Origin of the sequence: Denitrovibrio acetiphilus DSM 12809 (genome assembly GCF_000025725.1) — a bacterium.
GTDB classification, from domain to species: Bacteria; Chrysiogenota; Deferribacteres; order Deferribacterales; family Geovibrionaceae; genus Denitrovibrio; species Denitrovibrio acetiphilus.
The window spans coordinates 2,739,247-2,750,956 of the sequence record NC_013943.1; the positions used below are offsets into that span (position 1 = coordinate 2,739,247).

General features: G+C 40.9%; 14 protein-coding genes and 1 tRNA gene. 9 read left to right on the forward strand and 6 right to left on the reverse strand.

Going from position 1 to position 11,710, the window contains the following annotated elements; translation table 11 throughout:
* Positions 1 to 590 precede the first annotated feature (590 nt).
* The 7 genes from DACET_RS13015 to istB all read left to right on the forward strand — a co-directional run bounded on the left by DACET_RS13015 (position 591) and on the right by istB (position 6,204).
* Positions 591 to 1,598 (forward strand): hypothetical protein, encoded by a 1,008-nt coding sequence (locus DACET_RS13015; protein WP_013011834.1) that lies wholly within the window; start codon positions 591 to 593, stop codon positions 1,596 to 1,598.
* Positions 1,592 to 2,347, forward strand: coding sequence for a hypothetical protein (locus DACET_RS13020; protein WP_013011835.1), 756 nt, complete (start codon positions 1,592 to 1,594; stop codon positions 2,345 to 2,347). Before DACET_RS13015 ends, DACET_RS13020 begins: the two co-directional genes overlap by 7 nt.
* 107 nt (positions 2,348 to 2,454) lie before the next feature.
* Positions 2,455 to 2,745 (forward strand): hypothetical protein, encoded by a 291-nt coding sequence (locus DACET_RS13025; protein WP_013011836.1) that lies wholly within the window; start codon positions 2,455 to 2,457, stop codon positions 2,743 to 2,745.
* Positions 2,746 to 2,866: 121 nt separating this feature from the next.
* Positions 2,867 to 3,715 carry a helix-turn-helix transcriptional regulator gene (locus tag DACET_RS13030; RefSeq protein ID WP_013011837.1) on the forward strand — a complete coding sequence of 283 codons (849 nt, stop codon included), beginning with the start codon at positions 2,867 to 2,869 and terminating at the stop codon, positions 3,713 to 3,715.
* 224 nt (positions 3,716 to 3,939) lie between these two features.
* Positions 3,940 to 5,223 (forward strand): IS21 family transposase, encoded by a 1,284-nt coding sequence (gene istA, locus DACET_RS13035; RefSeq protein ID WP_083772422.1) that lies wholly within the window; start codon positions 3,940 to 3,942, stop codon positions 5,221 to 5,223.
* Positions 5,207 to 5,482: a hypothetical protein gene (locus tag DACET_RS16585; protein ID WP_052293536.1), complete on the forward strand. Its 276-nt coding sequence runs from the start codon at positions 5,207 to 5,209 to the stop codon at positions 5,480 to 5,482. Before istA ends, DACET_RS16585 begins: the two co-directional genes overlap by 17 nt.
* Entirely contained in the window at positions 5,470 to 6,204 is a 735-nt protein-coding gene (istB, locus tag DACET_RS13040; RefSeq protein WP_013009976.1) for an IS21-like element helper ATPase IstB, read from the forward strand. Before DACET_RS16585 ends, istB begins: the two co-directional genes overlap by 13 nt.
* Positions 6,205 to 6,301: 97 nt before the next feature.
* Here the strand turns inward: istB and DACET_RS13045 are convergent, their stop codons facing one another.
* From DACET_RS13045 to DACET_RS13060, 4 genes are all read right to left on the reverse strand, one after another.
* Positions 6,302 to 7,321: an IS3 family transposase gene (locus tag DACET_RS13045; RefSeq protein WP_283804969.1), complete on the reverse strand. Its 1,020-nt coding sequence runs from the start codon at positions 7,319 to 7,321 to the stop codon at positions 6,302 to 6,304.
* On the reverse strand, positions 7,321 to 7,806 hold the full coding sequence (locus DACET_RS13050) for a transposase (protein WP_013011839.1): 486 nt from the start codon (positions 7,804 to 7,806) through the stop codon (positions 7,321 to 7,323). The genes DACET_RS13045 and DACET_RS13050 overlap by 1 nt, the downstream gene beginning before the upstream one ends.
* Positions 7,807 to 7,907: 101 nt before the next feature.
* Entirely contained in the window at positions 7,908 to 8,123 is a 216-nt protein-coding gene (locus tag DACET_RS13055; protein ID WP_013011840.1) for a hypothetical protein, read from the reverse strand.
* 296 nt (positions 8,124 to 8,419) lie between these two features.
* The gene (locus DACET_RS13060; protein WP_013011841.1) at positions 8,420 to 8,659 is read right to left on the reverse strand and encodes a helix-turn-helix domain-containing protein; all 240 of its coding nucleotides are present in this window, start codon (positions 8,657 to 8,659) and stop codon (positions 8,420 to 8,422) included.
* A 130-nt stretch (positions 8,660 to 8,789) separates the two neighbouring features.
* On the opposite strand from DACET_RS13060, the gene DACET_RS13065 reads away from it, so the two are divergent.
* Positions 8,790 to 10,283 (forward strand): hypothetical protein, encoded by a 1,494-nt coding sequence (locus DACET_RS13065; protein ID WP_013011842.1) that lies wholly within the window; start codon positions 8,790 to 8,792, stop codon positions 10,281 to 10,283.
* A gap of 245 nt (positions 10,284 to 10,528) precedes the next feature.
* Entirely contained in the window at positions 10,529 to 10,774 is a 246-nt protein-coding gene (locus DACET_RS13070; protein ID WP_013011843.1) for a helix-turn-helix domain-containing protein, read from the forward strand.
* Between the two features lie 107 nt (positions 10,775 to 10,881).
* On the opposite strand, the gene DACET_RS13075 is transcribed toward DACET_RS13070, so the two are convergent.
* A tRNA-Asn gene (locus DACET_RS13075) sits at positions 10,882 to 10,954 on the reverse strand.
* Between the two features lie 73 nt (positions 10,955 to 11,027).
* A complete protein-coding gene (locus tag DACET_RS13080; RefSeq protein WP_013011844.1) occupies positions 11,028 to 11,537 on the reverse strand; it encodes a ferritin family protein in 510 nt (169 codons plus the stop codon).
* Between the last annotated feature and the right edge of the window lie 173 nt (positions 11,538 to 11,710).

Genomic DNA, 11,710 nt, shown 5'->3' on the forward strand with positions numbered 1-11,710 from the left:
GGAGTCTGGCTTATCGGATATTCTCTTGTATGAATCGGGGTGAAAGGATTTAAATGTTATTTATCAGCGACCTAGCACCTTTCATCAGCATTTTTTCAATAACTTAGCCGCTCAAATATGATAGAAACCGCCCGATCGGCACACGATTCAGCACAAAGTTTTCCTCTTCACTGCTCTCTTCTAATTGCACATTAATTAAAATATACATACTGATTGGTGCATCTCCAATAGGAACATCCTGAAGTTTACCTGACAATCTAGGCGTGTGCCCTGATAAATACACATAGCTGTGCTTTTGATATTGTTACGCACTGCTTACTCCCGAATTACACCTTGCTGCTATACAGCTTAATATGTGTGTATCTCCGGAATTTAAACCTGCTATTCAGTCGGTTACATTATTCCAGAAGCCAAAAGAATAATAGATATGGTAGTCCACTGCTTATCTTCAATTGCACGCAGTGTATCTCGTAGCCAGCTTATCCGCATAAAATAGCCCTGCATAATTATTTTCCCATAGTTGTTGAATTTTCCCAACATGTATGACATAATGCAATATAACTGGGAAAATATTATAGGAGTGATGTCTTATGATGATTGATAATCTTAAAAAATATGTGTCAGAAATACTACATGTTGATTTGCATGGTTTGAAAAAAGAATCATTTCAGAACCTGCCGATATATTTATCATCTGGTTATGACTATTATACTGGGATTTTACTGAATGAACAAATAGTCTTTATGATACAGAAAGATAAAGAACTTTCTCCATATCAGATAGATAAAGATTATAATAAGGTCATAAACATTTTGAATCGCTTTCTGGTTTATGTTTCAGAATCTCTTGCCTCATATGAAAGAGATAGGCTTATAAAATACGGAGTCCAGTTCATAGTGCCTGCCAACCAGCTTTATCTGCCTATGCTGAAGATTGATTTAAGGGAGTACTTCAAAGATTCTGTTAAACCTATAAAAAAGCTAAGGCCATCGGCACAGATGGTTTTGCTGGCAGTAATACAGAGAAAATTTAAATCAGAATTTTCATTGGTGGAGATGGTTAATAGGTTTGAGGTCTCCACATCAAATGCTCAGCGTATCGCAAATGATTTTAAACAGCTTAATCTTGCGGAGACATATAAAATCGGACGGGATCGTTATCTGAAATTTAATGATGAAACTAAATATCTTTGGCTGAAAGCCAAACCATATATGAAGTCTCCGGTAAAAGATGTTGTGTATATAAACGATTTCAAGAGTTCGGTTGCAGTCGGCTTTGTTGCTGGTTTAACCGCTCTTTCAGAGTGTACGATGCTATCTTCTCCTAGTATACCATCTGTCGCAGTATCAGAAAAAACATGGGAAGAGTCAGAGGGATTGTACGAGATCGCAAAATATCCTGAGGAGGCTGCTCTGCAGGTTGAGATATGGTCATATGCGCCGGAGAAGGTCATAGACTTTAGCTCTGAGAGCGGTTCGAAAGTTTCATATGGTATGGCATCTGTAGATCAGCTGTCTTTATACCTGTCACTGGAAGATGATAAGGACGAAAGGGTTCAGGGCGAGCTTGAAGAAATGATGGAGAATTTCCAATGGTAAACGGACTTGACGTTTTTGCAGAATATTTTAAAGGCTATACACAAAGTTACGTGATAATAGGCGGAACTGCATGTGATTATTTTCTTTCAAAAGATGATCTGGAGTTCAGAGTAACGAGAGATTTAGATATCGTGCTGCTTATAGAGGTTCTGGATAAGGATTTTAATGACGCCATAAAGAAATTTATCACAGACGGCGGTTATAAAAATACAAGCAAGGCAAGCGGTAATAAGCAGTTTTACCGTTTCGAGAATCCAGATGATGAAACTTTTCCATATATGATAGAGATATTTTCACGCAAGCCTGATGTGATTGAGATTGATGAAGGACCGCATTGTGTCCCTCTTGATTCAATAGAGGAGGTCAACAGCTTGTCAGCGATTCTGCTGGATGATAACTATTACAGACTGATTAAAGAAAACTGTGTGACTGAAAATAATGTAACCTTCATAAAGAAAGAATATATTATCCCCTTAAAAGCAAGAGCTTATATAGATAACCAGAGGCTTAAAGATGAAAGCGTTTTTATAAAAGACAAGGATATTTCAAAGCATAGAAATGACATCTTTCGTATAGCTCAGACACTTACTCCCGAACAACGAATATCCCTGCCTGACAGTGTCAGAGAAGACCTGCGTGAATGTTTAGAAATGATACAAGGTGTCGAATTTAAGATGAGAAGTATCGGGGTTAGAGAGATTACGAAAGAAGCCTTGATAAGTAACATTGTAAATATATACAGTCTTTGACTCATTATTTTACCTGCCAAATAATAATACAAATTTATTTTAGATGTTTCCATAATCTGGAATCTTAGCGTGCTAGCTTATAATAACAAAATCGTAAGGAGGACATTATGAGCTGGTTAAAATATGGTGCGATAGCCGCAATAGGCGTTGCAGGACTTTTGATTGGGACAGCACTGCTGGCAGATGATACCGAAGAGGAAGAATCTTACTCTTTCGATGATCTTGAAGAGGAACTTGGAAATGAGATCGGAGATGAAACACCAGCACATGGCAATATGGTAGATTCAAAAGGTGCTTTTGATACTGCGATGAATGCTGCAATAGGTGGAATTGGTGCAGCTACCGGAAAGATCAAAACTGAGGCACCGATCAACCCCGAAATAGTACCAGAAGCGTAGAGATGGGTGCTTTAGTACTTTTTTTCATTGGCTTTGCTGCTGGGTATTATCTTGCTAAGCGCAAATACATGATCAGGATACTACGTCAGGTGTTAAATTGCTGCGGATGTTCCGCAAATTAATGTTTGACGGTAGAAAGCATTATCAGGTTGACCTCACCGAATATCTTAATTGTTCGCCTCAGACAATCATACGGATGGCTTGCGAGATCGAGACTGTACTCGGGATAAATTTTGAATCAGGCATCGAAGACCGGAGAAAATGGTATCGGATTAATAGCTCCAAAAAGAGCAGCCTTGGACTCGATTTCGAAGAATTGCGCTACCTGAGCTTGTGCAGAGACCTTTCAAGCGGTATATTGCCGGAGACAGTATTAAGCCGTATCGATGACACTATCTTGCGTCTATCTGTAAGCATGGCAGACCAAAGTGGTGCTAGTCAATTGTCATTCTTTTCCAAAGGGCGGATAGATTACACTCCTCATATTGGGAATATCGGAAAACTCATCATGGCGGCGGAAAATAGACTGGTGTGCATTGTGCAGTATGTAGCTTCGATGAGGACAGAGCCTATAGAGCATCGCTTTTTACCAGGGCGAATAGTCAGCATGAGTAATGCTCTATATGTTTTAGGGGTCGGTCTTAGCCGTGATATGGCAGAGATAAAGCATCCCACAAACTTTGCGATTCACCGCATAAAGGACATTGTCCTGACTGATAGGCAGGTTGATATTGAGATGCCTGAATACAAGCCAGAGGTTTTTGGCCTGCCATGGCACGAACCAAAGACTTTCAAGGTGCGGTTCAAAAGCGGCAAGTCTGCGGAGTATATGAAAGAAAGAATCTGGTCGGAAGAGCAGACGCTGACCGACACAGATGACGGCGGTGTAATACTGGAACTGACAACCCAAAGCGAGCCTGAGCTTCAGGCGTGGGTACGCAGTTTCGGTGAGGATGCGGAGATTGTATAGGTGCTCGTAGCGGCGTGACTCGGACAGCGTAGCGTTTTCCCGTCGGACACCGTAGCGGAAACATTCGGACACCATAGCGGCCGCCGGACAGTCTATCGGTGCTCGGACAGCGTAGCGCTCGCCGGACACTGTATCGGCCGTCGGACACCGTAGCGGAACTCGGACACTTCCCGCCAGCAAGGTTAACCTTTAAACTGTCCTCCAATAATAAGTTGGAGGCAAATATGACGAGGTTAACAATGAGCGAGATCAAAGAGGTAATACGCCTAAGATACATAAACCAGCTTTCCATCCGTCAGATATCGGTATCCACCGGAATCCCTAAGTCAATGGTATCAGACTATGTGAACCGTTTCCGTATAACTGGTCTTAAAGCTGAGGAACTGTCGTCGGTTTCCGAAGATGAACTGTACAGCCGTCTTTTTCCGGAAAGGTCAATGCCTTTGAAGCGAACCTTTCCAATGCCCGATCTGGATTATATCGCCAGAGAGAAACGTCGCAAGGGAGTCACCTGGCTTCTCCTATGGCAGGAATATAAGTCCGTCCATCCCGACGGCTATAACTACACTCAGTTCAAAGAGTACTGCAAGAAACACATCTCCCGTCTAAGTCCAACCATGCGTCAGATATACAACGCCGGTGAAATAATGTTCGTAGACTATTCCGGTCTGACAATGGATATAGTAGACCGCTATACAGGAGAAGTGAGCGAGGCACAGATATTTGTATCCGCTCTCGGAGCATCCGGAGCTGTGTTTGTGCATGCAACAGAAAGCCAGAAGAAAGAATCATTCATACTGTCACACAGTCTTGCGTTTGAATATTACGGCGCAGTCTCAAAGACCGTAGTACCGGACAATCTTAAATCAGCAATAACTAAACACACCAGAGATGTTCTTACGGTCAACAGCAGCTACTCAGACATGGCTAAGTATTACGGTTGTGCAGTCATCCCCGCCAGACCTGCAAAACCTCAGGACAAAGCAAAGGTGGAGCAGGCAGTTCAGGGGATACAGCGATGGATACTTGCAAAGCTCAGGAACAGATTGTTTAACACCGTGCAGGAACTGAACGAAGCGATAGTTCCGCTTACTGAAGCCTATAACAGTAAAGTCATAAGAGGCATAGGTAAGAGCCGTCTTGAGCTTCTGGAAGAGATAGACCGTCCTGAGATGTTGCCACTGCCAAAGGGCAGATATCAGTATCGTGAGTATCTTATAAGGCATGTCGGAGTTGATTATCATGTGGAGGTTTCCGGCAGCAGATACTCTGTTCCTTACAAGCTTATAAAGAATAAAGTTGATGTGTGGCATTCCGCCACCACCGTAGAGATATATCACAAAGGATACCCTGTAGCCATCCACCCTAAGTCAAAGAGAGGTTCCACTCTCACAGAGCACATGCCGCCGAATCATGTCATGTGGCAGGAAATGGAACCCTACACGTATACTCAACTGGGCAGGCTCTATAGGCTTCGATACTGCAAGGCTCATGAAGAATATCCTTGATTCCAGAAGTCATCCGGCAAACGCTTACAGGACATGTATAGCTATCCTCAGCAGAGCAAAAAGCCATGATAAAAGTGACTTCAACATGGCATGTAAGAAGGCTGTAGAGATAAGAGCTTATTCAGTAAAGAGCCTTGAATCCATACTTAGCAGTAAAATATATCTTGAGAAGGATGAGAAGAACACTGCTCCGCTCAGCAATCATAATAATGTGCGGGGGAGAGACTATTATAAAGAGGAGGACAAATGTCAAAGTTAGAAAACCTTATTGCAGAGCTGAAGCTCGCCGGACTGGAGGCAGCTCTTTCCAGACAGATGGAGAATCCACAGTACAGAGATCTGCCGTTTGAGGATCGTCTGCTTCAGCTTCTGCAGGCGGAATCAGCAGAGAGGCTGTCACGCAAGATAAAGAGGAACATGGCGCAGGCGAAGTTCAAAGACCTCAACGCAAGGGTCGAGGATATCGACTACACGATACCAAGGGGGCTTGATAAGTCAGCTATGCTTTCGCTCATCTCAGGTGAGTATCTGAATAAAAAGCAGAATATACTTATCACAGGCCCCACAGGAACAGGGAAGAGCTTTATTGCTCAGGCTCTCGCCAATATGGTTGTAAGGGACGGACTCACCGCTAGATACTACCGACTTCCCAGGCTTATGGATGAGATGAAGCTGGCAAGACTGGACGGTACTTATGTTAAGGGGCTTAATAAAATAGCCAAATATAATCTGCTCATCCTTGATGACTTCGGAATTAATCCGCTCACCACCGATGATGCCAACGACCTTCTTGAGGTGATTGAGGATCGTGCGGGTATCAGCAGTGTTATCGTCACCTCGCAACTGCCTGTAGATCGCTGGTATGACTATCTCAACAACGACACTGTGGCTGACGCCATTCTGGACAGACTGCTGCATAGCAGTCACAAGATCAAACTTAAAGGTGAAAGTATAAGGAAAATTCAGGCGGATAACGCTTGATTTATAGATGAACTGGTTCTTATAATCAGAAAAAGGTTACCTTGCGGCAAAAGTGTCCGACGACCGATACGCCGCTTTATGTCAACGTAGTTGTCGCTTATTTTTTTTCTTTATTTAAAATCACTTTTTCTGAAGCATCCCATTTTTTTAATTTTCTTCTTCCCCATCTTTCTGGGTATTTTATTTTCGCTGCTTCCATTGTTAGATTTCTAAGTTTAAAAATATTAGCTGCATCCCCATTTCTCATCTGACTAGGGGTTACATAACCAATAGAGGAGTGCAGGTGCTCATTATTGTACCACTCTACGAATGACGCCATCCATTCTCTTGCATGTAAAATACTGGCGAATTTTAATGGGTACTTGTCATTGTATTTGAGAGTTTTAAAAAAAGACTCTATGAAAGGATTATCATTGCTAGTTCTTGGTCTGCTAAAAGATATAGAGACATTCAGACCATTAAGAAATGCCAGTAGAGTAGCTCCTTTCATAGGACTCCCGTTATCACTGTGTAATGATAGAAACTCAATATTTTTCCGACCGCTGAGGGTTCTCTCAAACAGGTCACGGCTGTGGTACTCTCGTTCATCTTCATGAATTGCCCATCCGACTATGAATTTGTCGTAAATATCTATTATTACGTAAGCAAAATAGAATCTACCCCTCACTGTACTGGGAAGCCAGGTAATATCCCAGCACCATACAGTGTCTGAAGCAGTCGCTTGCTTTTCTGGAGGCCTCACAGACTTCTTTCTGGGTTTTAAATTGCTTCTGTGGTGCTGAAGATTATTTCCCCTTAAGACCCTATAAAAACTGCTTACTGAGGCTATATAAAGTCCCTCGTTTAAAAGCAGGGGAACTATCTCATGCGGGCTATAATCGCAGAAACGCTTAGAGGTACAAACTGTGATCACTTCTGCTCTGGTTTCTTCACTGAGCTTGCGTGGAATAATTTTGCGAGAACCTTTTCTTCTATCAGTAAGGTTAGTGCTCTTTTTCCAGCGCTGGAGTGTTCTCAAAGATATGCCGACTAAATCACAGACTGCAGCATAACATGCCCCACAATCATGAGCTTCCTCAATAAGCATAATTATTGCTCGCTTATGAGATTCGAGAATTAGTCGTCCTCGTCTTCCATGATAAGTGCGTCCAGTTTTTTTTTGAGAACTAAGAGAGCCGTTGTTTCCGCTAAGGCTTTATCTTTGCGATTCAGCTCTTTTTCCAATGCTTTGATCCGCTTCTTAAGGAGATTGACTTCACTATCTTTATTACCATTCTTTTTGTCTAGCATATCTCGTATTTCCTGATCCCACATTGTCAAATGTTCTGTATGAACACCTCGCTCTCTTAGATATCGGCCAATATCTTCATCTGAATACTTCGAAGACTCAAGAAGTACATGGTATTTCTCTTTTAAGCTATAATCTCGTGGACTCAGATCTCTTCGTTCAGCGGGAAACTTGCCTGAACGGTACTCATTAAGCCAATTACAAATGGTTTGCTTATTGACACCAGTCTCTCGGCTTACCTGACGAATACCCTCATTGCAAGGAGGAAGTACTCGTTTCAATATGCTTTGCTTAAATCCTTCGGAATATCGCATTTTACTCTCCATAAAACACGACATCTATACTGACACATAGTGACGCTGTCCGAATGTTTCCGATCCCACTGTCCGAATAAGCCGATACAGGCAGTCTGGCCTTAGAAATATGTTTCTTTAACACAAAATATAAAAGCAGCAGCAAGCATAAAGCCGATGAAATGCGGAATATACTTCGCCCACGCTGGTGAGAAATCTTCGATTATATTCCCACAAATCGGGCAAAGCGTAGCCACTGGCTGCCCATTATAAGTATCCAGCTTTGGAACCACAAAGCTGCTGCAAGCCTGACACTGCACTGTTGTTCTGTATGACATTTATACCTCCTACCTTCTAAATATATTGTATATTATACATAAATAAAATACAAGCAAAAACAACATATTCACGCAATAAAAGCAACTTCAGCCTGATTTCATATAATCATTGAATACGCCTCAGAAAAAGAACAGGAATCTTGACTGGTATTACTACGGAGTAATCTACATCTGTCACTTTGACAGATTGTATGCTTTTGTATGATCTGTCAGTTTGACAGATCGAAAGGCTTAATTAGTTATGAAAACAATAAAAAACGATGACGATTGAGATCAATAAACTGATTTTCTATCAATTAAATATCGGTATCAGATAAAAAGACTTCGATAGAACACTCATAATATTTCGCTAGCAGATACAGATGCTTGAGGTTAAAATGTTTACCGTTTTTAAGATTCTCTGCCTGATTCACGAACGCTGTAGAGCTATGCCCCAGAGCTTCAAAGGCTATCTCTTCAGTGGTTTTGCCACGTTCGAGCCTCATTCTTTTAACATTGTCAGAAACACGCTTTAAGAAATCCTGATATTCATCCATCAAGCAACCTCACATTGCCTGATTATCTTCTAGTTAATTTGTGATTACATTTTCCTATAGGTAAATATTTTCCTTGAGGTAAATCACAGATATTGGTATTTTGACTACAAATTATTATTTGGAGGATTGTATGAGAAGACTTTGGCTTACACTTTTCTTTTTATTTGCGGGGATTGCCCTCTATGGTTGTGGAGGAACTGGAGCACAGTTTAGCATGCTGAATGCTCTCGGTCCAAATCCATCAAAGGAAAGGCAGCTTGATAATTCCACTTTAAGAGAAAAACTCGCAAAGATAGGTAGTGTGAAGTATTTGTATGCTTCTTTTCCTGTTGAGTTTATAAACTTTGCAGATAATCAAACAGCCATAGAAGCTGATGGTCAATGGATTGGCTTTATTAATGCAGAGCTTTTTAAAATCTGTGACAGTGTCGCCGGCAAAAGTGTCGCTGATAAAGTTATCACTGATTCTTTTACAGGAATACAAACCATTCAAAAGATGGAGCCTGATACAAAATCGAAGAATTGGCAATGCTATGGCGGTAATTTAGATTTTGCCGTTGAGACAATTATTGCGAAAAGACCAAGGCGGCTTAACCAGGAGGATGTTCAGGAGTATAGGTATTTAATGGTTCTGAGCAGCGCAAAGTCAGGCAAACCTGTCTTATCAAATTTTCAGTACAATATGATGAATAAATTTGAGAACTCTGACAAACCGAAGACCCTTGAAGGGTTCCTGAATACCAAATTTGGTATTGTGGACGGTAAAGCCGTTACTCATGTAAGGCACCTTGATGATGGCTCAATGTATCAGAGATATAACTACGAGATTGAAAATGTTACTGATATAGACGAAGATCTTGGCGTAATATATGACCTGAATGCCTATTGCACGTATAAGGGCGGTAATCTAAAATCAGTCAAAGGTTATAATAAAAGCGATATTGAAGCTAGCCTATTCCCAAAAGATGCTGTATTTCAGTGCCTTTCACCATCAGAGCCCTTTTATGCAAAGATTAAGCACATTTATGGAACAAGCAGATACGAACTATTTGCAAAAGAGGGAATAATTGAAGATATACCCATCAAAAAAGAAACCAGAAATGAAGAAATACCAGCTGAGCAGGGTACAAATTCTCAAACTGATCTCAGTGCTTCATTAAGCGAAAAGCTTAAGCAGAAGTTTGCCTCTCAAATGAGCAACTCAAACCTTGGCGGATCCAGTCTGCTTCAGGTTGTTAGTAAATCTGTGCCTCATGCCGTGATGGATACACCAGAAAATAGTTTAAACGTATACTGGGTTACAGAAAATGGAGCGTGTGAGAATCTAGCAATTGTTGCTACTTCGAAAATGTCGAAAAATGTTGTATCAATTGAAAATTATCTGAGATGCAGCGGAAAAGTAAAGCAACTGCCAAACACGTCACTGCCTGTTGTGTTACCTGACAGTCTCAAGTCAAAGCAATCAGATTTTATACAGCAAATCAAAAACTCTGGCAGTATCGTATTCTACGATACCTTGTCAGGCATAACTGCACTTGGAAGAAAAGAACGGGACACATGTTCATCAACACTCTTTTATATTAAAAACAACTCATTGCTCCATGTCGTAAATGGCGGATGCTGAAATATTATAATTTTAAGTGCCCTCATAACGGGGGCACTTCGTTTCATCTCTTTTTCCAAAAAAACCACATTCCTAGATTACTAATACACATCAAAGATTTATAAGTACAAAATACTGCATTTCTAGCTATCGACCACATAAAATAAAAAAAATATTTCTGCCAAAAAAAATTACTCAAATTCCAAAATACCACATTTTTACTTTCAATAAATCAGTAGCCTTTTATTAACAGGAGGCGAGAACAGATGAAAAGTGAGACACTTTTACACCATTGCGATAAATGTATTTACCGTTCCAATTCAGTGTGTCCGTATAAGGATATGGAAAAGAACATGCTGAAAACTGAAGATGCGGCAAGATTGTTAGGAAAGGCTCCGCAGACCATTTATAACTGGAGCAGTAAGGATAAGATTCCGCATACTAAGTCAGGGGGCAACTTGCTTTTCAGGGAATGCCAGCTCATGTGCATGATTGCGATGGGGTCAAAATGATAATGTTAAAAAAACACTGCTTACATTGTGCTAACATGGGATATGTTGAAGAAATCTTGCGTGATGCACAAACGAAAAAAGCCCTTCGTAATGAAGGGCTTTTAAAACTCCCCGAGCTGGACTTGAACCAGCAACCTATTGATTAACAGTCAACCGCTCTGCCGATTGAGCTATCGGGGATTATCTGTAACAGGGAGCGAATATATCAACCTTCCCCCCCTTTGTCAACTATTTATCACCGATTTTTATGAAATTATTTTTCCAGCGAAAACTCCATAGCGTCAAACCAGAATCCATCCTCATGCATAAAGTCCAGTTCAGCCTTAAGAATGTCATAATGTTTCTGTTCTACACCTGCAAGTTTTTCAAAAAGTTCTTTTACAACAGCATCATCAGCTTTGCCAGCCTCTTCGAGGTAAAATGTTCTGGCTTTGACTTCCTGTTCCATGGCTATCTTAAGAGCCTGTTCATCACTGACACTTGCTTTGTCAATTTTCTGGCGGGAAGCATCCTGAAGGTCAGGCATAATTTTTGAGAGTCTTCCTGCGGGCACTTCCACAGTGGTAAAAGTTTCGCCTTTCAGTGTTTTCTCCATAAAGTTCTGTATGAGCTCCATGTGGTCAACCTCATCCAGCGCAAGCTGAATAAACATATCTTTACCGCCTGCAACATTTGTTTCTTTAGCAAAATGGAGATATGAGCGCATCCCCTCTTTTTCAGCTTCATAAGCTGTTTTTAAAGCACCAATCAATGCAAAGTTCATAAAATCCTCCTTATATGTAATAGTGTCACTAATTGTTGAAACTGTCCATTTCTTATAGTTGCTCCTTATATTATAAGCCAAGCTCACTAATTTATCATATCTTTATCAGATAATAACACTAAATGGACTTCCCTTTCTATAAATTTCTATGGACATACCACCATCATTGTTCT

Bases quoted from the DNA above. Each gene is read 5' to 3' on its own strand.
- DACET_RS13050 (WP_013011839.1), bottom strand. From the start codon at position 7,806: ATGCGATATTCCGAAGGATTTAAGCAAAGCATATTGAAACGAGTACTT.
- istA (WP_083772422.1), top strand. From the start codon at position 3,940: ATGACGAGGTTAACAATGAGCGAGATCAAAGAGGTAATACGCCTAAGA.
- DACET_RS16585 (WP_052293536.1), top strand. From the start codon at position 5,207: ATGAAGAATATCCTTGATTCCAGAAGTCATCCGGCAAACGCTTACAGG.
- DACET_RS13025 (WP_013011836.1), top strand. From the start codon at position 2,455: ATGAGCTGGTTAAAATATGGTGCGATAGCCGCAATAGGCGTTGCAGGA.
- DACET_RS13060 (WP_013011841.1), bottom strand. From the start codon at position 8,659: ATGGATGAATATCAGGATTTCTTAAAGCGTGTTTCTGACAATGTTAAA.
- DACET_RS13020 (WP_013011835.1), top strand. From the start codon at position 1,592: ATGGTAAACGGACTTGACGTTTTTGCAGAATATTTTAAAGGCTATACA.
- DACET_RS13080 (WP_013011844.1), bottom strand. From the start codon at position 11,537: ATGAACTTTGCATTGATTGGTGCTTTAAAAACAGCTTATGAAGCTGAA.
- DACET_RS13055 (WP_013011840.1), bottom strand. From the start codon at position 8,123: ATGTCATACAGAACAACAGTGCAGTGTCAGGCTTGCAGCAGCTTTGTG.
- DACET_RS13015 (WP_013011834.1), top strand. From the start codon at position 591: ATGATGATTGATAATCTTAAAAAATATGTGTCAGAAATACTACATGTT.
- DACET_RS13065 (WP_013011842.1), top strand. From the start codon at position 8,790: ATGAGAAGACTTTGGCTTACACTTTTCTTTTTATTTGCGGGGATTGCC.
- DACET_RS13030 (WP_013011837.1), top strand. From the start codon at position 2,867: ATGTTTGACGGTAGAAAGCATTATCAGGTTGACCTCACCGAATATCTT.
- istB (WP_013009976.1), top strand. From the start codon at position 5,470: ATGTCAAAGTTAGAAAACCTTATTGCAGAGCTGAAGCTCGCCGGACTG.
- DACET_RS13070 (WP_013011843.1), top strand. From the start codon at position 10,529: ATGAAAAGTGAGACACTTTTACACCATTGCGATAAATGTATTTACCGT.